20 protein-coding genes are annotated in these 22,637 nt (G+C 42.8%); all 20 read left to right on the top strand.

What is annotated here, in order from left to right:
- Positions 1–92 precede the first annotated feature (92 nt).
- Positions 93–791 (top strand): hypothetical protein, encoded by a 699-nt coding sequence (locus tag ERX35_RS07900; RefSeq protein ID WP_149459388.1) that lies wholly within the window; start codon positions 93–95, stop codon positions 789–791.
- Between the two features lie 245 nt (positions 792–1,036).
- Positions 1,037–1,789, top strand: a complete 753-nt coding sequence (locus ERX35_RS07895; RefSeq protein WP_170234584.1) for an HNH endonuclease — start codon at positions 1,037–1,039, stop codon at positions 1,787–1,789.
- A 133-nt stretch (positions 1,790–1,922) separates the two neighbouring features.
- Entirely contained in the window at positions 1,923–2,438 is a 516-nt protein-coding gene (locus ERX35_RS07890) for a phage terminase small subunit P27 family (RefSeq protein WP_149459386.1), read from the top strand.
- Positions 2,438–4,132 carry a terminase large subunit gene (locus tag ERX35_RS07885; RefSeq protein ID WP_149459385.1) on the top strand — a complete coding sequence of 565 codons (1,695 nt, stop codon included), beginning with the start codon at positions 2,438–2,440 and terminating at the stop codon, positions 4,130–4,132. Before ERX35_RS07890 ends, ERX35_RS07885 begins: the two co-directional genes overlap by 1 nt.
- Before the next feature lie 182 nt (positions 4,133–4,314).
- On the top strand, positions 4,315–5,565 hold the full coding sequence (locus ERX35_RS07875; RefSeq protein ID WP_149459383.1) for a phage portal protein: 1,251 nt from the start codon (positions 4,315–4,317) through the stop codon (positions 5,563–5,565).
- A 16-nt stretch (positions 5,566–5,581) separates the two neighbouring features.
- On the top strand, positions 5,582–6,247 hold the full coding sequence (locus ERX35_RS07870; protein WP_149459453.1) for a head maturation protease, ClpP-related: 666 nt from the start codon (positions 5,582–5,584) through the stop codon (positions 6,245–6,247).
- 117 nt (positions 6,248–6,364) lie between these two features.
- Complete coding sequence (locus ERX35_RS07865; protein ID WP_170234583.1) at positions 6,365–7,495, top strand: phage major capsid protein; 1,131 nt, start codon at positions 6,365–6,367, stop codon at positions 7,493–7,495.
- A gap of 13 nt (positions 7,496–7,508) precedes the next feature.
- Positions 7,509–7,832: a head-tail connector protein gene (locus tag ERX35_RS07860; RefSeq protein ID WP_149459381.1), complete on the top strand. Its 324-nt coding sequence runs from the start codon at positions 7,509–7,511 to the stop codon at positions 7,830–7,832.
- Positions 7,819–8,169 (top strand): phage head closure protein, encoded by a 351-nt coding sequence (locus tag ERX35_RS07855; RefSeq protein ID WP_170234582.1) that lies wholly within the window; start codon positions 7,819–7,821, stop codon positions 8,167–8,169. Before ERX35_RS07860 ends, ERX35_RS07855 begins: the two co-directional genes overlap by 14 nt.
- Positions 8,166–8,546, top strand: coding sequence for an HK97-gp10 family putative phage morphogenesis protein (locus ERX35_RS07850; protein WP_149459379.1), 381 nt, complete (start codon positions 8,166–8,168; stop codon positions 8,544–8,546). The genes ERX35_RS07855 and ERX35_RS07850 overlap by 4 nt, the downstream gene beginning before the upstream one ends.
- Positions 8,539–8,934, top strand: coding sequence for a hypothetical protein (locus ERX35_RS07845; RefSeq protein WP_149459378.1), 396 nt, complete (start codon positions 8,539–8,541; stop codon positions 8,932–8,934). The genes ERX35_RS07850 and ERX35_RS07845 overlap by 8 nt, the downstream gene beginning before the upstream one ends.
- A gap of 21 nt (positions 8,935–8,955) precedes the next feature.
- The gene (locus ERX35_RS07840; protein WP_149459377.1) at positions 8,956–9,600 is read left to right on the top strand and encodes a major tail protein; all 645 of its coding nucleotides are present in this window, start codon (positions 8,956–8,958) and stop codon (positions 9,598–9,600) included.
- A gap of 13 nt (positions 9,601–9,613) precedes the next feature.
- On the top strand, positions 9,614–9,856 hold the full coding sequence (locus ERX35_RS07835; RefSeq protein ID WP_149459376.1) for a hypothetical protein: 243 nt from the start codon (positions 9,614–9,616) through the stop codon (positions 9,854–9,856).
- Between the two features lie 65 nt (positions 9,857–9,921).
- Positions 9,922–10,371, top strand: a complete 450-nt coding sequence (gene gpG / locus ERX35_RS07830; protein WP_149459375.1) for a phage tail assembly chaperone G — start codon at positions 9,922–9,924, stop codon at positions 10,369–10,371.
- A gap of 26 nt (positions 10,372–10,397) precedes the next feature.
- Complete coding sequence (locus ERX35_RS07825; protein WP_149459374.1) at positions 10,398–10,610, top strand: hypothetical protein; 213 nt, start codon at positions 10,398–10,400, stop codon at positions 10,608–10,610.
- Between the two features lie 42 nt (positions 10,611–10,652).
- Positions 10,653–17,348 (top strand): phage tail tape measure protein, encoded by a 6,696-nt coding sequence (locus ERX35_RS07820; RefSeq protein ID WP_149459373.1) that lies wholly within the window; start codon positions 10,653–10,655, stop codon positions 17,346–17,348.
- Entirely contained in the window at positions 17,345–17,782 is a 438-nt protein-coding gene (locus ERX35_RS07815) for a hypothetical protein (protein WP_149459372.1), read from the top strand. The genes ERX35_RS07820 and ERX35_RS07815 overlap by 4 nt, the downstream gene beginning before the upstream one ends.
- Positions 17,783–19,498: a phage tail spike protein gene (locus tag ERX35_RS07810; RefSeq protein ID WP_149459371.1), complete on the top strand. Its 1,716-nt coding sequence runs from the start codon at positions 17,783–17,785 to the stop codon at positions 19,496–19,498. It begins immediately after the preceding gene.
- 10 nt (positions 19,499–19,508) lie between these two features.
- Positions 19,509–19,727 carry a hypothetical protein gene (locus ERX35_RS07805; protein ID WP_149459370.1) on the top strand — a complete coding sequence of 73 codons (219 nt, stop codon included), beginning with the start codon at positions 19,509–19,511 and terminating at the stop codon, positions 19,725–19,727.
- Positions 19,728–19,738: 11 nt separating this feature from the next.
- The gene (locus tag ERX35_RS07800; protein ID WP_149459369.1) at positions 19,739–22,609 is read left to right on the top strand and encodes a hypothetical protein; all 2,871 of its coding nucleotides are present in this window, start codon (positions 19,739–19,741) and stop codon (positions 22,607–22,609) included.
- Positions 22,610–22,637 lie beyond the last annotated feature (28 nt).

Raw genomic sequence — 22,637 nt, 5'->3', positions numbered from 1 at the left:
CAGACCTATTTTTAATTGTTATAAAATCTTATATAATTTTGATGAATAGTGCATAATGAATAATATAATTAATAGTAAAGGATTGATAACTTTTGAAGGTATTTGATAAAGTAACTAGAAAAGATATGGCATATTGGGTTTTAATATTGTTACTAATGCTAGTAGCAGTGTTATCTAAAAAATTTGGTGATGACAATGCTATAAATGACACATTAAATTTTGCAGCAACAGTAGTCTCTATTATATTAGGAGTTATAGCTATACTTTATACATTAATGGATTCAACTGGTCAGAAGGAGAGTGTAAATACCCTTACAAATGTTGCTAATACTTTATCTGAACAAACAGAAAAGTTGTCAGATTCCATATCAGAAAATCAAATCTTATTAGATAAGATGAATGAAATAAACGAGAATATTACCTCTCAAAGAGAATTGTTTAAAGAAGAATTAATTGCTACTAAACAAGAGATTCTAGAAGGAATAAGCAGTACAGAAGACCCACAAAAAGTTGCGGAAATAATTGAAAGTAAATTCACTGAAATGAATAACACATTAATATCAATAGGCGAGCATGAAATATTTCCTAATAGTATGATATTAATGGCAAGACATTATATAAAAGAACTAAATATAGATAAAATCAAAAGGAGGTCACTTGAGAGAAGACTAGCAGTACAATTAGGCATATCTCCAAAAAAGAGTACACTTTTATTAAAGCAACATCTACCAGATTTTGATCTATATTATGATAGTACAGATGACACTTTCAATCGTGTGCGTACTAGATAATTTGATTTTTCGCGAACTTTCAGCGGTCAATAAACGGTCAATCAAAGAACAAATCATTGGCCGATAGCTGATATACTATTATTGTAGAGTAATATATAGACAGACGAAGCGGTCATGCTTTGTCTGTCTTTTTGTTTGGGGTGGATGTGATGGCCAGTAAGTCCGAGAGTATATGTAGTCATCCTGGTTGCAGTAGACTGACAGTTAACAGGTACTGCGATCAGCATAGTGATGTCATTAAGTCAGTGCATAAGACCTATAACAATGAACGTGTTGATGTAGATGAGGTGGCGTTCTATAACACGAGTGAATGGAAGATGGTGAGGACTGCTGTACTTCAACGTGACTTCTATATGTGTCAGCAGTGTAAGGCTCAAGGCATTACAACTGTAGCCAACACAGTGCATCACATTGTTGAACTGAAGGATGACTGGGACAAGCGACTTGATATGACTAACCTTGAGACAGTGTGTACTGCATGTCACAACAAGGAGCATGTCAAGGTCAAGAAGGGACTAGGTACAAGCACTCAGAAGCAAGTCTATGTGGTCATTGGCCTGCCTGGCAGTGGCAAGAGGACGTTCATCGACCTTAATAAGGATGAAGGAAGAGACATCGTGATTGATATTGACAAGTTGATCAGTGTGATGACAGACAGGCCGCTTCACGACCGTCAGCATAGCGCCTATGACGCTGTCAGTATGGCGAACGATATGGCTGATGCAATCATTGATAACATTGTGCTGGATAAGTACAACTTCAAGTCAGTATGGATTATACGCAGTGCTGTAACACCGTCACAGGCCAGCAAGCTAAAGACAATCGGTGCCAGGTTCATTTGTATGGAGAGAGATCGATTCATATGTGAGAGGCATGTGAGGGACGCAGGACGAACGATAGCGCCGAATGTTTTCACACAAATTGAAATGAACATTGAAAAAGTTAGAGGCAGAGTGACTGTCGAAACTTTCACGGCGTTCCAAAAAATTCAGAAATAATTTTTCTCGGATGATACCCCCCTATCTAAATCTCTGGAAAACCAAACGAAAACAACGGCGCCCCAGCTCAGCGCACACAAAATTCGCTCAAAAAAAATTCATATTGGGCAAAAATCGATAAGGAGGTGATGCTGTGGGCAATCAAGCAATTCCGATTGGATTACAACTCGTACATGGTAACAAAAACCGTCGTACCAAGGATGAAATCGAACGGAGACAAAAAGCGGAAGCAGCATTACAGGCTGCAAAGGATAAACTGAAGCCGCCATCCTGGCTCGATAAAGGTGCAAAAAAAGAGTTTAAATATATCGTAAATGAGATGGCAGAGCTGGATGTTCTGAACAATCTGGACGTGCACGCGTTGGCCATGTACTGCGATGCTTACTCTAACTATGTTGAAGTCACGAAGGCAATCAATGAGAACGGACTTATCCGGAGAGTACTGATTGATGTTGACCAGGAGACTGGTAAGAACATCTACATGAATCAAATGGATAAGGAATCGATACTGCGCAAGAAGCAATTCTATGATCAGGTCAGACAGCTTGGAACTCAGTTCGGATTCACGCCGTCTGCCCGGGCTAAGATGGCACTCGCACAGGCTAAGGCAGCTGAGGAGGAAGAGGATGATGACTTTGATGATGTTTGATGGCTGAGCTTAAAGACTTCTTAATTCAATATTCAAATGATGTACTGAGCGGAGATATAATCGCTTGTGAAAAACACAAGTGGGCATGTCTTCGCTTTTTAAATGACGTTGAACGCGAGAAGCATAAGCAGTTTCCCTATGTATTCGATGAACAGAAAGCATTACGTTTCATGAAGTGGATGACGAAATTTAAACACACTAAAGGGCCATTACGCGGTACTTATATCATGCCGCATCCTATTCAGATCTTTAACTTCTCAAATATTTACGGATGGGTCCATTATCAGACCGGCTACAGACGATTTAACTTGGCATACTGGCAAGTCGCACGTAAGAATGCAAAGTCGCAATCATTATCCTGCGTGGGCAGCTACGAAGCAAGTGCACTTGGTGAAGGGATGTCCGAAGTCTATATCGGTGCGACGAAGAAAGAACAGGCTGACATCATCTATAACGAAATGGCCGCGCAGATTAAGCAGTCAGAGTTTAAGGATAAGTTCGAAGCGAAATACGGTAAGATCATTCACAAAAAATCTGACTCTATCATCAAATCGCTATCGAAAGAAGATAACAAAAAAGGTGACGGTTTTAACCCGCAGTCAGGATTGATTGATGAATATCACTTGCATGATACGACTGAAGTATATGACGTACTGCTGACTGGTATGGGTGCCCGTTCGCAGCCCTTAATTTTCATCATCACAACAGCTGGTAGTGACCTCAATAAGCCTTGCTACACAGTCGAATATGACTATGTGACGAAGATACTAGACCCGAATATCCCGATTGAGAATGACAACTATTTTGTTATGATCAACGAACTGGATAAAGGGGATGATATACGCGATGAGGCGAACTGGGTCAAAGCTAATCCGATTGCCGCATCCCATAACGAAGGTATTGCATACCTGCGGAAGATGTTGAAGCGTGCACTTGACGTTCCGTCCTATATGAAGACGTTCCTGACAAAGAACATGAACATCTGGGTTGACGCTAAGGATAACGGCTATATGAAGATGGATAAATGGCATGCATGCGGTGATGATAATGCACCATCACTTGAAGGTCGTGAATGTTATGTCGGTGCCGATTTGTCAAAGAAGATTGACTTAACATCTCTCAGCTTTGTATTCAAGAATATGGACGGAACGTTTGATGTCAGATCGCATTCCTTTCTTCCTGAAGAGGCACTGAAGGAACGTGAGAATACTGACAGAGTTCCCTACTCGATGTGGATTGAAGAAGGCTATCTGACTGATACACCTGGAGACGTAGTGGACTATAACTTTATTGAACATTATGTAGAGGTATATGCAGCAGAGCGTGGGTGGAAGGTCAAAGAAATATGTTATGACCCGTACAATGCTACTCATTTCGCTTCAAACATGCAGAACAAAGGATTTAAGACAGTGGAGATTTCGCAGAGCATGAAAGTGCTCAGTGAACCGACATCTACCTTCAGAGAATATGTGCTTGAAGGCAAAATCAGACATGATAATAATCCAGTATTAACATGGGCCATGTCGAATGCAGTTGAAAAACAGGATGCTCAAGGCAATATTATGCTGGATAAGAAAAAGTCAAAGGACCGTATTGACCCAGCAGCTGCAACAATATTCGCATTTGTAAGAGCAATGGTGGATGAAGGGCCATCGATTAATGATCACATAGCAAGTCAAGATTTTACATTTTAAGGTGGTGATGACGATAGAAAAGCTAATGGCCTTATTGTGGCTATTCATAGATGACATTCTTCTGGTAGTCGGTATGATTTTTATCTGCATAGCCGCATTCAGATTTGAGTTTGAAGTAGGATTGCTGATGCTGGGTATTTGCTTCGTCCTGCTGGCCATACTAGCAGGAAGGAGGTGAGTAAATGTTATTAAGTAAAAAGGCATCACGGCCACGGAATGAGACGTATACAGGTAATCTGAACTGGTTTAATACGATGTTCAATACAGATGCAGCCGGACGTGTTGATGAAGAAACAGCGATTCGGACAAGTGAAGTGTATGCATGTATCAAGGTACTGGCCGATGACATGGCTAAATATCCTATATCTCTTCTCGCCAAGAAGGAAAGGACGATTGAACGGGAAATCAATCATCCTGTATATCGTCTGCTGAAAAAGCAGCCGAATGAATTTATGACTGCATTTGTCTGGAAGCGGCTGATGATTACGCACATGATGGTTTATGGCAACGCCTACTGTTATATTAATCGCAACAACAGAGGGCAGGCCGAAGAGATTCTTCCACTCAACCCATTAACGACAGCTAAACGTTATGACAGTGACAAGAAAAAATACTTTTACATGACACAGCTTAACAATAAGAGTTATCTGATTGATGCGGATGACGTACTACACTTTATGGATTTAAGTCTTGACGGACATGTCGGACTTTCGCCGATCCAGGTCATCAGATACAACTTATCTACAAATATTGGCGGTAACAAGCATCAATCGAGCTTTTATCAGAAGAGCGCCATTCCAAGAGGTATATTGAAGTCAGCTGAAGTCATTAGTCCTGACAACAAAAAGAAATTGCGTGAGGCATGGTACGAAGTGAACAATGATGAAGATGTTGCGGTAGTTGACGGAGCGCTAGAGTTCCAGACGATTACTATTCCGCAGAAGGACGCTCAATTTATCGAATCGATGAAGTTCAATAAGCTGCAGATTGCAAGCATCTATAAGGTGCCACCGCATAAAGTCGGTGAACTTGATAGAGCAACCTTCTCAAATATTGAGCAGCAGTCACTGCAATACGTGATTAATACAATCCTTCCGCTCGTAACAAACATCGAACAGGAACTTGATTCTAAGCTGCTGACCATCGTTGACGAAGAAGAAGGACGTTACTGCAAGTTCAATCTGGAAGCTGAGCTGAGAGGCGACTCAGAGAGCCGTGCTAAGTTCTATGAGACGATGCAGAAGATTGGAGCGTACACCATCAACAATGTTCTTTCACTGGAAGACATGGAGCTGATAGACAATGATTTAGGTGAAACACGATTCGGCAACTTGAATCTGGTGCCACTCGACATCATGAGAGATTATCAGCTGGCCAAAGCGAGATCTAAAACATCCGATGAAGGAGGTGATAAAAAAGATGAGCAAAAATAAGAACAAATTTTATTCAATGAAAGTTCTTAACGAAAGCACTGCAGACATCCATATCTATGGTGCGATTGAGTCTGAAGGGTGGTTTTCTGAAAGCAGCGCGCAGCAGTTTAACGATGAACTTAAATCGCTAGGTGACGTCTCACAGATTAACCTTTATATCAACTCGCCGGGCGGAGACGTATTTGAAGGTCAAGCGATTTATTCGATGTTGAACAGACATAAAGCGTTTGTGACAGTTCGTGTTGACGGGCTTGCTGCTTCTATCGCCTCAGTCATTGCGATGGCCGGCGACAAGATTGTAATGCCGAATAACGCGATGCTGATGATTCATGACCCTTGGACATTCGCTATTGGTAACTCACGCGAGATGCGTAAGGTGGCTGCTGACCTGGACAAGATTAATGAATCCATCATCAATACGTACCTGAACAAAACGAATGGCCAGACAACTGAAGAAAACATCCGAACAATGATGCAGGAAGAGACCTGGCTATCAGCTGACGATGCTAAAGCTTACGGCTTCATTGATGAAGTCACTGAAGCGGTTAAAGTCGCGGCAAGTATTGACCGTGAATATGCAGCGAAATACAAGAACACTCCTAAGAAGTTAACGCAGCAAGATGATCTGCAATCTGAAAAGGCTCAGGCATACAAGGATCTGATTATCAGTATAGCCCAGTAGCCGGAGGTGATCATATATCTTGGTGAAGCTGGACACCAGAAAAAATACAGTCAAGGACATACCAAACGGTGATGTCTATTTTTTATGCAAAAAACTAAAAAACAGGAGGAAATATGCATGAAATTTAAAGATTTGCAGGCTTTAAAAGCACAAGCAGTAGATGCAGCGCACGACTCAATTGATGCCGGCGATATGGACAAATACAAGGAACACAAAGCAGAGATTGACAAAATCAATGCACAGATTGAAGCGTATAGTGAAATTCAGGAAGCAGAGAAAGTAAACCAGGTACTTGACTTCAATCAAATGCCAAAAGATCCTGTCATCCAAGACAAACAGACAGAAGTTAAAAGTTTCGTTAACTTCATGCGCACGGGACTTATCTCTGACGCTATGGTTGAAAAGGTTGATGAAGATGGTGGGCTTCTTGTTCCGGAAGATATCTCATTCAAGATCAATGAATACAAACGCGAGTATGTATCGCTTGAAGACTATGTCAATGTAGAGCCTGTGTCTCGACCGAAAGGATCTCGTCTTTATGAAAAACTTTCAACAATGACACCGTTAGTCGCTGTTGAAGAAATGACTGAGATTCCTGAAATCGAAGGACCAGGATTTGAACGTATTAACTTCATGGTAAAGAACTACGCAGGTATCCTGCCGATGTCCAACGACTTAATCCAAGATAGTGATGAAAATGTAGTAGCCTATGCTGCGCGATGGGGCGCTCGTAAATCTGTTGTCACTCGTAACTCACTGGTTCTTAACTTGATTAAGCAGTTGCCAGTCCAGGCTATTAATTCTGTTGATGGTATCAAGACGGCAATTAATGTAACGCTCGATCCAGTATTTCATGGCGGTGCAGTTATTATCACAAATCAGGATGGATTCAATGTGTTGGATCTTCTTAAATACGAAGATGGAAAATACGTGATGCAACCTAATCCAATTGATCCGACGAAAAAACAGATTGAAGGTAAAGACGTCATCATGTTCAGCAATAAAGTTCTGCCATCAAATGCTGGTAAGGCACCTATCATCATCGGCGACCTAAAAGAAGCTATCACATTGTTCGATCGTCAGCAGCAATCCATCTTGACAACGAATATTGGTGGCAAAGCGTTCACACGTAATTCTACTGACATGCGATTCATTGAACGTGAAGATGTCAAATTCGTTGACAAAGAAGCTGTAGTCTATGCTGAAATCGACAAGAACTTCACAGTTGCTGCACCTGACGTAGTGTAAGGGGTGATGAATAGTGACGGAAACTGAATTGCTGGATGATGTTAAAGAGTTTATGAAGATTGACGGTGATGAGGAGAACGTCACTGTTGAGTCACTCGTGATGGCTGCCAAACCTTTCATCTACTCCAAGACAAACTATCGATTTGATTATTTCAAAGATTTAGAAGGTAAGCCCATGGAAAATGCTCAGGCATTTCTTGCGCTGAAAATGCTATGTCTGCACTGGTATGAGAACAGGGAGCCAGTTGGTTCCGGTGAACTGATTGCAATGTCCCTGAATTCAATGATTATCCATCTGCAGATTGAGTATGGAGGTTTTGATTATGCCTCGGTTTAAAAAGCGTCAGTATACTACTGAGAAAGTTGGCCAGCTGGATAAACGATTAATTATTTACGCAACTGATGATGTTTCTGAAGATGGATGGAGCAACCCCACTGAAGATGTTTATCACAAATGTTGGGCGGAACTTATAGATAATCGTTCCAAAGATTATGAGTTATCCGTTCAAGCTGGTACAAGCAATCTGCTGCAGTTTCGAATACGCTATAAGGTTGGCATTACAACTGACATGACCGTCGAATACAAGGGTAACAGGTACGCTATTATCGATGTCCTGGATGAAGATTCGAGGCAGAAATACATGTATCTGGTTATTGAAAGGAAAACTCTATGAGTTTAGAAATCAAACCTTTTGATGATCGCAAAGTTAAAAGTCTGATACAGCGTATTAAGGGATCGGAAGATGCAATCATTAAGGCCGGAGCAGAAATTACATTAGCACAAATCAAAAAAGATATATTTGTCGATAAAGGGACTGCCCGCGATAAAGTGGTAATCGGTAAATCACACAAGAACGAGAAAGGCGAGACGATTATAAAAATCGGATGGCCTGAAGGTTCAAAAGTTGAGTATCGTGTCCACTTCGTTGAATGGGGCACAGTGCATCAGAAGCCGCAGCTCAAGATTACTAAAGCTGTCAAGGATTCTCATGAGAAACGGCTGAATGCCATGCACACCGTGATGCGAAAGGAGTATGGTTTGAATGGATGATCCATACAAATTTTTAAGGGACATTATTATCAGTGATCCTTCAATAATAGGTATTATACCTGCAAACAATATCAGGATTGCTGATATACCTGAAACGATGAAATCAAAACCACCGTATATCCGTCTTTCTCTACTTGATACACCTGATCTTGAATTTGGAGACGGCGAAATAATGGCAGCTGGTCTCTTTTTCCAGATTGATATCTGGCAGACGAACGGCTTGTTGACGGTCGGTAACAAAATTAAAAGGTTGCTTAAGGAACATGGCTTTGGATTTGTAGACAGATTAGAACAACATACTGAAAAAGTAGCGGACAATGTCACTTTATATCGTGACGCTGCTCGCTATTTTTATGCTTACGAATTATCAGAAGAAGAAATCTATTAAAACTTTAGGAGGAAACACATTATGGCAATGATTAAGATCACTGAAACATTAGGTTCAACAGTGAATATTAGTGGTATGCACTTAGCGGAGTTGACGACTGACGAATTAGGGAAGCCGGCAGCTTACGGCGAAATCTATCATGTGCGCGGCTCTCAGGACATTAAAGTAAACAAAGACCAGGAGAGCGTAGCTAACTGGGGCGACGGTGAGAAGCAGGAAGAAGCTGTGTCTCAAGGCGATTCTAAGGTCGATTTACAGGCGTTTGCTCTGCCGTTAGAACTGCGCGCTTGGTTAGCAGGTATGGAGGTTTCTGAAGACGGACTCGTTACTCAATATGGAGGTGTAATCGATCCTCCAGTTGTTGGTACAATCTTCTACAAAGAACGGTTGAACAAAGATGTTGAAGCAATCGGATTCACTCGAGGAACTTATGTAGTTGGAGACGATGAAGGCAAGTCATCTGAAGAAGGTAAAGTAGACTTCAGCAATCATTCAATGAGTGGTGAGTTTACTCAGCGCCGCTGCGATAACATCAAAGAGCGTCGCCGCATCATTAAAAAAGACGACTATGCGACGTTAGATAAATTCTTCATCGAAGTGTTCAGCAAACCGGCACCCGTGACTGCGCAACCTAAAGGTTGGAAACCACGTCCAGAAATCGTTTAAGGAGGAATAAACAATGGCAGAAGCTAAAAAGACAGCTACTAAAACAACTGAAGAAACTCCTAAATCAACGGAAACAAAAACGAAGAAGTACGAAGTAATCCGTGCATTTACAGATGCTCAGGACAATTATAAAGAATACGAGATCAATAATATTTATCCTAATCCAGCAAACAAAAAAGTGAGCGAAGAACGTATTCAAGAGCTGCTTAGCCATCCAAACGGTAAATCTTACATCAAAGAACTAGAAGAAAATTAATCAGAGGGGATTATTCCCCTTTTTATTTTGGCCAAAATAAAAATATTTGAAAGTAGGAATCCATAATGACAAAAGAATTATTAAACACAGAAGTAGAAGTAGCAACTGAAAAATCTGAAGAAGTTGAACTAGGATTTGTAGAATCAATCACATTAGTTAATAACAAGGGCGCAAAACGTGTCATCAAAGCCCCCGAATCAGTACCTGGACACGTCTACCGTGAAGCGATTAAGCTTCAATATGAAGAAAAGAAACTTAATTTTAAACATGACGGTAAAGAAAATTATGAACGTGATGAAGAAGGTAAATTGATTCCTGTCGTGTTCACTTTTGAGACTGAAGAAAAGATATTGAATTTGTACGAAAATCTTGCAGTGATGTACTTTAATGATCAGTTCACACTTGAAGAATTGCAGAATGGTCTGGATGCACGTAAGTATCAAGGCACACTGACACAAATCTTTGCAAGTGCGTTGGGAAACGCTATAGTTCCGTTGGAGAATCAAGCGAAATAACGGATGAAGAAGTTGAATCACTGACAATGAATCAAGTCATCCGGCAGCTTGATAAAAATATGGCCATGATAGCAAAGTATTTTAACATCAGTCCTATCGAACTGCTGAATGGAGACTTTCACTATTATGTGCATCAGTATAACCTTGCAGTCGAAGATGAATTTGAAATGGTCAGAAACGAACAGAAGAAAGTGAATAGGACTAAAAGAGTCTATAGCCTGTTTGAAGCGTTCAACTGAACGCTTTAACAGGTTTATTTTTTTAGGGAAGGAGGTAGTTTAATGAGCGTCATAGGAGAACCCGTCGGCAAGACGGTTGTTGAAGTGGGATTAAATGACACCAGTCTGGTTCGTGGCCTGTCGAACCTTAATGCAAGGATGAAACTTGCAGATAATACATGGAAGTCGTCACTTTCGACATTTAAACAGTCAGATCGTAGTATAGAGAAATTGTCTACAAGTGTAAAAGGTATGAACGACAAGCTACAGATTCAGACAAAGATTGTAGACGAGCACAAGCGTAAGGTAGAGAACTTAACAAAAGAGTATGGTGAGAATCATACAAAGGTCATCAAAGCGAACGCAGAACTGGTTAAACAGCAAGGCGTATATGGTAATTTGAAGCGGTCTATCGGTGAGATGACTGATGAGATGAAGCAGTCATCCATTGAACAGAAGAAAGTTGAAGGACAGCAGGCGAAGTTACTGAAGCAGGAACAGGAGATGGCCCGTAGCAAGGCGACACTCCAGGACAAGATGAAGCTCGTTGATGCGGAATGGCAAAATAACTTGTCCAAGATGAAACTAGCTGGTAATCAGTATGGCCAGATTGAAGGTAAGATCAAGTCACTCAACGACAAGATGGAACTGCAGAAGAAAGCAGTCTATGCTCAAGCTGCAGAAGTACGAAAGCTCACTAAAGATTACGGCGAGAACAGTGAGAAGGCAGTCAAAGCGAATATAGCACTCAAAGATCAGACCAAGATACTAAACGACCTAAAAGACGATATTGCAGCGACAACAAAAGAATTACAAGACTTCAATAAGGCTGAGGCCATTAAGAACTCACCATTCACACAGCGGCAGAAGGAACTGGAAGCCTATTCTTCTAAATTGAAGTCCGTTGGAGATAAATGGACGTCTACCGGGCAGTCAATGTCCTTAGCCGTCACTGCACCACTCGCTGGTATTGGTGCAATGGGTGTCAAGACAGCGATGGACTTTGATGCACAGATGTCACGTGTCGGCGCAATCTCAGACACGACAGGTTCGAAGTTTGAAGAAATGAAACGTGTCGCAATGGAACTCGGTGCATCCACGACCAAGTCAGCGTCTGAAGTGGCCAAAGGTATGGAGGAGATGGCTGCCAAAGGTTATGATGCGAATCAGATTATGGCAGCGATGCCTGGTATTATATCAGCTGCAGAAGCATCCGGAAGCGATATGACTCAGACTGCGAATGTTATGGCCAGTGCAATGAATGCCTTTGGTATCGAAGCTGGTAAGTCTTCTCATGTAGCTGACGTACTCGCTCAAACTGCCAATCAATCAGCTGCTGATATCACTGATATGGAGTATGCACTAAAATACGCCGCGGCTCCTGCAAAGTCACTCGGTATGAGCCTTGAAGAAACGTCTGCTTCTATCGGTATGATGGTTGATTCAGGTCTGAAGGGTGAACAAGCTGGTACCACTTTACGTGGCGCATTACTGGGCCTCCTGGATCCATCGGAAAAGAACGCTAAGCTCATGAACAAGATGGGCGTGGAGGTTTCAGATGCATCGGGTAATTTCGTCGGTATGGAGCAGCTGGTTCGCAATCTGGAAAGCTCAATGGAAGGTATGACTGATACACAGAAAGCAGCTAACTTATCGCAGTTGGTTGGTAAAGAGGCAGTATCAGGTATGCTCGTTATGATGGAGCAAGGTCCAGACAAAATCGGTAAGATGACAAAGTCACTCGAAGAGTCAGACGGTGCATCACAGAAAGCCTCTAAAGCCATGATGAACAATCTTAAGGGTGCGGTAGAGGAAATGGGCGGCGCCTTTGAGACTGTCGGCATTCAAATCGGACAGGATATGACACCATATATCAGAGAACTTGCGAATGGAGCGCAGTCTCTAGCTACTAAATTCAGTGAGATGCCAGGTTGGGCAAGAAAAACTGCAGTTGGTATTGGACTTGTAGCTGCGGCTACTGGACCTGTAATTGTAGGAGTAGGACTTGTGGCAAAAGCAACGGGAACTGCGGCTGACGGCTTGGCCCGTCTGTCTGGTAAGTATGCTGCTAACACAGTAGCAGCTGAAGCTAATGCTACTGCTAATATGACGGCTGGAAAAACTCTAGGTAAATCTGCTGGACCAGTAGGAAAGCTTGGCGGTATGTTTAATGTGTTCGGCAAAAACGCCGGCGGTGCGACGAGATCAGTCGGTCTACTAGCAAGAGGTGCCGGGTTGCTTCGTGCCGGAATCGGTCTTGTAACTGGACCGGTAGGCATAACTCTTACTGCTGTAACACTACTAGCAGCAGGATTTAAGCTTGCCTATAAACACATCGGATGGTTCCGGACTGGTGTCGATAACACTGGCAAACTTTTAAAAGAGATTGCACCTCAGATGAATTTCTCCTGGGTTGGAAAAATTGGCACAGGATTTAAGAAAGCCGGAGACGGCCTTGGCTACGTCGCTAAAAAAGGATTTGAATTGTCTCCTGCAGGTGTAGCCGCAAAAGGATTCTTTGGTCTGGTGAATCAAGCAGTCACAAAAGCGACTGATAAAACAAATGTATATGGTAAAGGAGTCAGCAGCTCAACCGAAACGGCACTTAAAGGCTATACTAATTTATCGATGAAGGCTTCAAAAAAGCTCGAAGAACTGCGTATGTCGAATAAAAAAATCGGAGAAAAGCAGTACTTGGAGATGATGAAGTTATATGCAGACATGTCGTCCGGTGTGCTTAAAAAAATAGCGCAACGCAAGCAGCGCGAAGTCGCGGGTCTCAGGGGCATCTTCTCAGCAACGCGGGGTCTAACAAATGCTGAAGAACAGCGTATTCTTGTAAAAGCACAGACAGGTAACTCTAAAGAGATTCAGGCTGTACAATTAATCCAGAATGATATAAAAGCTATCTATACTAAAGCACGAATGGAACGACGAGCTTTAACTAAATCTGAGGAAAACAAGATTGTCGCTCTGCAAAGTCAGATGGATAAAAAAGTTGTGGCTTCTCTCTCTAAAAGTGAAAAAGAACAACGAATTATTTTGGGACGATTAAAATCGAATAAATCAAAACTCTCACTCGAAGCAGCGGCAGAAGTCATCAAACATTCTGCTAAAGAGCGTAATGAATCCATAAAAAATGCAAAACAGAAGCGTGATAAAGTGATTGATGAGGCTATTTATCAACGCGATGTGGCAAAGTCAATATCCAAAAAACAAGCCGATGCAATCATTAAGGATGCTGAACGTCAGTACAAAGAGTCAAAGAAAAATGCTGAAAAGCAGCATAACAAAGTGGTTAACGAAGCAGCCGCACAAAACAAAGGTGTTACACTGCACATTGATGCTCAAACAGGACGAGTAAAATCCAAGTGGGAAGAAGCATCTGGCAGCGTTGCTAAATGGTCAGGAAAAATGCTGTCGAAAGGTGTTGGCAGTGCATTTGATATGTATAAAGGCGTCAAGAAATGGAACGATGAAACCGGCAAAAAAGTGCATGATAGATGGGAATCAATCACTAAAAATGTTGGCTCATTTGCTGGCAGTATGAAAAAAAATGCCGTCGATAAATTTATGGGCATGTACAACGGTGCTAAAAAATGGACTGATAGTATAGGTTCTTACATCTCAAATGCTAAAGAAGGCATGAAAACTAAGGCTCAAAATCTCGGTAAATCTGTGGCTAATGGGGCTATCTCGGGACTGAACAAAATGATTGGCGGAATCAATACGATTTCTAAAGCCATCACCAAGAAGAATCTTATGGATAAGATTCCAGAACTTCACACTGGAACGCGTGCTTCTTCTGCAATTGTTAGAAACGGTGCAATCGCACAACCTACGATGGCTATCGTGGGTGACCGTGGACCAGGTAATGGCCCAGGCGGGTACCGTCGCGAAATCATCGAAAAAGCAAATGGCACTAAGTACCTTACGCCTGCAAAAGATACGCTCGTCAGACTCGATAAAGGCGATAAAGTACACAGTGGACGTAAAACACATGCATATATGAGCCGTCTGCCACACTTCGATAAAGGCACAGATAAAGATGATTTCTGGACCAACGCAAAGCAATTTGATATTCGTGGCATGGCAGGTAATGCGATGGACGGTATCGGAACTCTTGGCAAAAAATTTAAGGAAACTGTAGGTGCAGTCAAGGCTAAAGCCGGAGATATTATCGGAGATGTTATGGATTACATTAAAAATCCAAAGGCCTTGCTTGATAAAGTAATGGGCAGCATGGGTATTGACTTCGGCGGTCTGGGAATGACGGGTACAATGGCAAAGCTGGCTTACAGCAAACTGAAGATTATGCTACAAGGAAAAATCAAGGAATGGTTCGAATCTGCAGGTGGTGGTTACAATCCATTTGCAAGTTGGACTAAAACAGCAGGGCGTGGATGGCAAAAAGGCGGTCATGCAGGTATTGACTATGCAATGCCGGCTGGAACACCAGTTCCGTCTCCGATTACAGGAGAAGTTATTCAGTCTTGGTTCTCTCCGAATCAACCATCTGGTGGTAATGAAGTCCAGATATTCGCGGATGGATTTACTCACATTTTGATGCATATGTTAAATGGCAGCAGAACAGTTAAAAAAGGTGACCGTGTTACAGCTGGCCAGATTATCGGAAAAGTTGGTAATACTGGTAACTCTTTCGGCGATCACTTGCATTGGCAGGTAAATAAAGGACGCGGCTATTTATATAACGAAGATTCGATTGACCCAGAGTATTGGGCAAAGCATTATGCAAAAGGTAAAGGCAATGGCATTGCAGGTAACGCACAGAGCTGGGCAAGTACCATTAAACGCGCTGCAGCTAAAATGAATGTTGATTTAACAAGCAGAGAACTAAAAGGCATCATCGCTCAAATTAATCGTGAATCTACCGGTAATGAAAAAGTCGTTCAGTCTTCATCAGTTTGGGATGTTAATACTGCGAGTGGTAATCCGGCTCAAGGTTTACTGCAGTACGTTCCGCAGACGTTCCGGAAATATGCGGTTGCTGGCCATGAGAACATGCGCCGTGGCTATGATCAGTTGCTGGCATTCTTCAACAACAGTAATTGGCGCAGAGATTTGCCATATGGCAGAAGCGGTTGGGGACCATCCGGATTACGTCGATTCGCGAATGGTGGCATCATCCAGAATGAGACCGTCATCGCAGGCGAAGAATATCCAGAAATGATTATTCCACTCGACCCACGCAAGAAGCATAGAGCGCGGCCATTACTGGCGCAAGCCAACAACATCGTTAACGATGACAAGCTCATCAAGTTGTCATCCGGCACAACCAAATCGAAGTCCACTCGTACTCACAACATTGTCTGGGGTGATACGCTTTGGGACTTGGCCCGTACATTCGGTACGACGGTCAAGGAGCTTAAGCGGGTCAATGGCCTGACGTCTGATATGATCTATGCCGGATGTAAACTTCTGGTGCCGGTCAAGTCAGCTGCGAAGTCTACATCCAAGTCATCAGCTGTTAAACGGCCGCAGACTACACGAGTCACTAACAGAGCAGGTATACTGCGTGGCATCTCTAACAATTTGATGCGTAGAAGCCGTACGACCAACTACTCCGGCCTCGTTAAGAGTTACGGGGACATCGGCTCACTTATGAGTGCTGGTCTGAAGAACATCTATAAAGACAGTCCTGAGACAATGTTGAAAAACATCCAGGCTGTCAGAGCGAAGGTCAACAGCACCATCAAGGCAGACCAGGCAAAGATAGCTGCCAACTATGCGAAGGCCCGTAAAAGTAAAGGCAATAAGAAAGTCATTGCTGATGTCCGTGCTGAGAATAAGGCGATTCAGTCACAGATTAATTATCTGAACTCGGTCAAGCGAAATGAAGTACTAAAGAGCAACGTGATTGAGAACATCGTCAAGAAGCGTTCTGCCATCAGTACACAGCTTGCTGCTAAACAGGGTAAGTACAAAACCACGCTTGAAGAAAAGGCGTCCTTGAATACGTCAGTTCGTGATGCTTATAAGAACTATGGCGGATTCGGTGCTACATCAGGCAACTCAACAAAAGACTTTATATCAGTAATGAACTACCGTTACAAACGCATGCTTGAATTCCATAACGATTTAGTCAAACTGCGCAAACTCGGACTGGATCCACAGATTCTACGCGAATTGATTGAAGGCGGTGTCGAGAACTCATACGGCAAAGTGAAAGTATTGCTTCGTGGTGGCAAGTCAGGCATTGCTTCTATCAATAACATGCAGCGCAAGATTAACAAACTGGCGAGTGATTCTGGTAAGTCTGAGTCAGGTATCATCTATGATCCGTCAATCATCAGTCAGGCCAAGCAGATTAAGAATTTAAACAATCAAAAGACCGGCTTAGCTGCAAGCAGTAAAAAGTACATGACAGGCACTAAAAAGGTGATACCTCTGCCGACAGCGAAAAAGACGCAGGTAGCGAACAATGCGACTAAGGCTATCGTGGCTACTGCCAAACGCTTGAATGTTGTCGGTAAGAACGATGTCTATGCTCAACAGTTAGATCGTAAAATTGAGCAGATTAAGAACGACAGAAACAAATCGAACGACAAAGTGATTGCCGATCTGCAAAAAGAACTGGGCAAACAGAGCAAGAACTTCGACAAAATTATTGACTTGATGGCCAAGATCCTTGATAAGAATCCGAACATCCTGATGGACGGCTACAAAGTATCAAAGCAGGTCGATAAACATCAGGCTACAAATGCTAAGACATCAGCAAGGAGGAAGACGTCATCATGAGAATAAGGTCTACAGGATTTACTTATAATGGCCGGCACTCGTTGACTTTTGAGCTGAGGATTACGGAGCTGGCCACTCCTAATCCGGAGGCCATTGAGATACGTGATAAAGTAGCTCACATGGACGGTGATTATGATTTCTCTGCAATATCCGGACGACAGCGGTATAACAACCGTGAGATAACAGTCAAAGGCTATATCCAGATGGAACGCAACACGAGTCAGTTTCAGACAAAGCGGGAACTGACAGCGTGGCTGCTGAACAAAGGATGGCTGCAGCTTGTTCTGGATTATGAGAAGGATTATTGCTACGTCGCTAAATGCACCAGTTTAAACTTTGAGCATGACATCGCAAAAGGACGCCTAAACGTTGACTTTAAGTTCGAGGCAAAGCCTTATGCGGTTAACATCATTGATGGAAGCGAGGTCCTCTAATTGTATAAGGTAGATATCTACGAAGATGGCGGACCTCGTTCGGCCATCTTCGATTATTTATCAAACGACAATCTGCTCAAATCCGGAACCCTGGAGAAAGCAGTGGATGCGATTGATGAATTTAGATTTGATATGATCCATCACAACTTATATATCGGCTCATTAAAAACGCTCATTGAAGTACAGAATCTCAAAACCAACGAGATTGTGTTTCGCGGGCGTATTTTATTGCCATCGAATCAGATGGGTGAGGATGGCCTGTATGACTCCGATTACACAGCTGAAGGTGCGATGGCTTATCTGCACGACAGCTATCCATCTTATGCAACGTATACCAACTATACGCCAAGGCAATATTTATCGGCGCTATTATCAAAGCACAATGCAGCTGTCGAGCCTTACAAGCAACTCAAGCTGGGGAACGTGACGTTTACCAAAAAGGTTGAGGTTTCGACAGACCCGTCATATGACACCACGCGCTATGCCTATACGACGCCTGAAAAGTCCACGATGGATCACATACGTGATGACGGCGTTAATCGGTGGGGCGGTGAGATTTATGCACGATATGAAGCTGACGGCACGTACATTGACTGGCTCGATGAAACGACGGTTGTGAAGACGACACCTTTTAAAATCGGTAGGAACATCAAGTCAATTAAAAAGACGATTGATCCACTCGATGTGATTACCAGGTTAATTCCACTAGGGTCAGCAGAAACCAATCAGTATAATCAGCAGGCGCGTATCACAATCGATTCTGTCAACGGTGGCAAGTCCTACATTGACATCCCGGAACTCATTAAACTCTATGGCATCCAGACGGGCACAGAAGTATTTGATGATAAGGATTCGCCGGAACTTGTACTTCAGGCAGGACAGGCAAAAGTAGCGGAGATAAAAAAACAGGTAGCAAAGGTCCAGATTGACGTCAATGTACTGGATCTATCAACCATTGACCTAGAGCCGGATCAGATTCAGCGAGGTAACAAACATAGGTGCTATGTGGATGAGCTCGGTATTAATGGCGAGGTGTTAAGGATCGTGGCCACGACAGAGGACATTATGAACCCGCAGAACAAGTCTATCCGGATTGGTGAACGGCCATTGACCTCTGCAGAAGTACAGGCACAGCAAGCAGCAGAAAAGAGTCGTCTGATGGAAAGACGATTGACCTCTACGACGAATGACATTAAGAAGGAAGTCAATTACCATCAGGAAGTTATTACCGGTAAAGTCCGTGGTGTACTGACAGTGACTGACGCCAACGGTTATCAACCTATCAAAAATGGTGTAACACAGTTTAACCTAGCAGTCTGGCGGTATCATCCGCAGTTTAAAGTGGCGGGCGTCAATCAACCAGAGGACAGCGTATTTTTTGACACGCAAAACACAGAACCATCTGTGTTTGACGCATACCAGATTGTACCGCAGCAGAGCTATTTAAAGATTATTTTATCATGTTACATGGACACGCCGGGCGCAACTGGGATGGTCGAAGTTATCAACTTTAGAGGGGCAGAGACCAAGTTTTATCAATCGGCGACCATCACGTCAGTCGGGTCTGGCAATCAACAACAGGTGACACTGACAGTTGACCTTCAGCAGATCACGAGCGAGCGGTTGGACTTTTATTTAAGGTTTAACTCGGCCACACCCGGGGCAACCATTTACACCCGTGAGATGTTTGTAGGCACGACTAATACTAATCTATAGGAGGATTGTTATGTGGTCATTACTTATTAAGGAGATTGACAGGCAGTCGGTTATCGTCAAAGGCGGCCTGAACATGCTGGTCGATGACAACTACTCAGCGACTATCATCACTGACGAGCAGCATGCACGGCAGATTGACAAGTTGGAGATTGTCGAGGGTGAAATCAAAGTCAAGGACGGCATCGAATTGACGCCACTTGATGTACTCAATGAAATTAAAGTTAATTAAGGAGGGCATCTATGGACATTAATAGTATCAAGACAAAGAACTACTACCATAACTATGTCACGATTAAACAGTCAGACAATACATCGCCCATCGAGTTATTACTCTGCGGACCAGACGGTAGTCTTCTGAACACACTGACGACATCATGCACGGTCACGCTGCTTGATATGGTGGACAATGAGATTAGACAGAAAAGCACGGAACAGATTACAAACGGCATGCTATCGTTTAAGGTTAAAAACGACCTTAAGGCGCATACACACACACTGGAAGTAACCACAAATGCCGGCGTCAAGTTTCCGAGTGACGGCAACTTTGAAGTATTTGTCTCGATCACGCATGATGAAGCAGAGCTGAGGGTCATCAACAGCCTGACAAGAGATCAGGCACTTGCAGAACTGGACCAGTCAGTCAAGACGTTTATCTCTGCGAATACACAGGAGTATGTGGACAAGGAAGCGACAGCACAGTGGCTGACTCAGAATGAGTTTAAACTTAAAGAGCCGAAACAAACATTTGGCGAATTACCAACCCCCGCAGAACTTAAAGAAGTACGAGGCGTAATCGCTGAAAATAAAGTATATGTATTTGACGGAAAGAAATGGATTGTATTGTATAACATAAATTTTGATGCGCTTTATGACATTAAAGTATTAACTACTAATGCAAACAAAGAGTTCGGCTTTGTCGGAGACGGTGTGACTGATAATTATGCAGCGTTTCAACGCATGGCGAACTATATTAATAACAACAGCGGGGCGAACATCAGATTCTTGCCGTTTTACAATGACAACGGCACCATCAGAAAAGCTGTCTACCGAATTAACAGGTATGTCACGATAAAAAATGTTGATGGTGTTCCTGAAGCAGGTAGTGCAGACCACATTAGAATTAAAGGGTCTGGTTTCACGCTGGACTTCAACGGTGCGAAAGTCGTCAATATGCCGTTGGACGGCTATACACGATCTGCTTCGTTTCACAATGAATCTGCCCGATTGTGGTATTCGAAAGAAGAGCCAGTCATTCCTTTCTTATTTGAAAAAGCGGCTTACTTTACCCTTCGGAATCTCATCGTGGACGGCGAGAATTATAAGACAAAATTACAGACTGGATTTACCTCTAAAAAATTTGACAATCCGCGCTGGACAGACGGTCACGGTTTAGAAACAGGACGCGGACACGGTGTTTTATTGAAAGGATGCAATAACTTTGTCATCGAAAATGTGACCTCATGCAATCAGCAGGTTGATGGTATTGCAGATGGCTTTTATCTTGACTATGGCACAAGCACAGCAGTTAAATCGACAAATGGCATATTAAACAATATTACGGTTAATGGTAACGGCAGGCTCGGGATTAGTGGTTTAGGTTATGCCAATAACAGCTTTAATAATATTATCGCCGAAAATAACGGCATGAATCAGACGACAGAGGGCATCTGGATGACATTTAATCCTGCGGGCGGGATTGATTTAGAACCGCATCAATCACCAATCAGCAACGACAATACGACTAATACAGCGTGGAAGACACATTTGTATAATGGTAATTCCACCCTGACTAATATTATTATGCGTAACAATGCGTGTTCAGGTTTATCTGTCACATCAACATTGCTGACTAAGAACGTGTTCATCAAGAACATCTTGATTGAGACACCTTCAGACCACCCGGGAGACTATCCGATCATACTCATGACAGCGCAGGGCGTGACATTGGAGGGTGTCGAATTACGAGGCAAAACGGCTGCGGGGAAGCTATCGAGAATCGTGATGTATGCCGCTGATAATGTGAATAGTGCAGGCGTATTAACAGGCGCAGCAGCTAATGTATTCAGCACTATTTCAGGTGGTCAAATTGAAGGCTGCGACTTTTACATGAACGATTATTTAGGCGATTCGTCTATCCTCAACGATATCCCGTCAGGCGAGTATGGGTTACACAACGGTGTACTCAAAGATTTAATGTGTACTGATTGTTTATTTAGGTTAAAGCATAAACGCAAATTTTTACTCAACAACGTAACCAACGTCATCACGGCTAACAGTGCTATTAACAGTTTTGACATCTGGGGAGGTGTATTGATTGACTGCGTATTAATCAACCAAAAAAATACTCCTATCTCTGTCGGCTTCGGTTCGGGCGATTATCATTCGGAGTTCGAACGGTTTAAAGTTAAAGGTTCTCATCAATTTAAGACAGGCACTAAACAGTATATGGTGCATAACAATGGGTCTGAATCATTAATGCAGTATAGTTACACAAGGACTCTGGAATATACTTTAAGACGTTTGGCTGAACAGACAGGCACGTCATCCAATTCACTTGGTTTAATGAGTAATACGGCTTATACCACGTCTAATACGGCTGCTGGCGTGACGGCAAGTAAAGCGCTGAACACACGCCTTGAACTTAACTGGAACAATGTTCAGTCTGGCATCTCGACAACGAATTGGACAATCGGCAAGGACAAAATTGTGTTCCGCAACGCAAGTTATGATGGCGCTAACACAGCAAATAATGAAAGGTATATTTACATGCTGTTTAAAGGGCTGCAAAAAAGCACGTTATATACACTTTCTTATCAGCTCACAGCAACACCTGACACTGAAGCATACTATCTTGCAAACTCGACAGCGGTCATGGCATCATCAGCACCACGGACAGTTACCGTCACATTTAAAACAGATTCATACGGACGGTGGGGTTACGATTCTGCGACTGCTACAAGCTGTGGTAAGTCAGCTTCAGGTGCTGCACTGCAGTCATATCAGCAAGCATTTATCTATAAGTATGCAACGCCAACGAGTCTCGTTGTAACGATGGATCAGATCATGCTAAATGAGGGGACGTCCGCATTGATATATGAAGAGTCAAAGTGATATAGATATCAAGCAAAAGATTGATATT

It is taken from the genome of Macrococcus equipercicus (genome assembly GCF_004359525.2).
Taxonomy (GTDB): domain Bacteria; phylum Bacillota; class Bacilli; order Staphylococcales; family Staphylococcaceae; genus Macrococcus; species Macrococcus equipercicus.
Note: the sequence above shows the minus strand (reverse complement) of the source record. Positions and strands in the feature narration are given on the sequence as shown.

Bases quoted from the DNA above. Each gene is read 5' to 3' on its own strand.
- ERX35_RS07885 (WP_149459385.1), top strand. From the start codon at position 2,438: ATGGCTGAGCTTAAAGACTTCTTAATTCAATATTCAAATGATGTACTG.
- ERX35_RS07875 (WP_149459383.1), top strand. From the start codon at position 4,315: ATGTTATTAAGTAAAAAGGCATCACGGCCACGGAATGAGACGTATACA.
- ERX35_RS07870 (WP_149459453.1), top strand. From the start codon at position 5,582: ATGAAAGTTCTTAACGAAAGCACTGCAGACATCCATATCTATGGTGCG.
- ERX35_RS07865 (WP_170234583.1), top strand. From the start codon at position 6,365: ATGAAATTTAAAGATTTGCAGGCTTTAAAAGCACAAGCAGTAGATGCA.
- ERX35_RS07855 (WP_170234582.1), top strand. From the start codon at position 7,819: ATGCCTCGGTTTAAAAAGCGTCAGTATACTACTGAGAAAGTTGGCCAG.
- ERX35_RS07850 (WP_149459379.1), top strand. From the start codon at position 8,166: ATGAGTTTAGAAATCAAACCTTTTGATGATCGCAAAGTTAAAAGTCTG.
- ERX35_RS07845 (WP_149459378.1), top strand. From the start codon at position 8,539: ATGGATGATCCATACAAATTTTTAAGGGACATTATTATCAGTGATCCT.
- ERX35_RS07840 (WP_149459377.1), top strand. From the start codon at position 8,956: ATGGCAATGATTAAGATCACTGAAACATTAGGTTCAACAGTGAATATT.
- ERX35_RS07835 (WP_149459376.1), top strand. From the start codon at position 9,614: ATGGCAGAAGCTAAAAAGACAGCTACTAAAACAACTGAAGAAACTCCT.
- gpG (WP_149459375.1), top strand. From the start codon at position 9,922: ATGACAAAAGAATTATTAAACACAGAAGTAGAAGTAGCAACTGAAAAA.
- ERX35_RS07825 (WP_149459374.1), top strand. From the start codon at position 10,398: ATGAATCAAGTCATCCGGCAGCTTGATAAAAATATGGCCATGATAGCA.
- ERX35_RS07820 (WP_149459373.1), top strand. From the start codon at position 10,653: ATGAGCGTCATAGGAGAACCCGTCGGCAAGACGGTTGTTGAAGTGGGA.
- ERX35_RS07815 (WP_149459372.1), top strand. From the start codon at position 17,345: ATGAGAATAAGGTCTACAGGATTTACTTATAATGGCCGGCACTCGTTG.
- ERX35_RS07805 (WP_149459370.1), top strand. From the start codon at position 19,509: ATGTGGTCATTACTTATTAAGGAGATTGACAGGCAGTCGGTTATCGTC.
- ERX35_RS07800 (WP_149459369.1), top strand. From the start codon at position 19,739: ATGGACATTAATAGTATCAAGACAAAGAACTACTACCATAACTATGTC.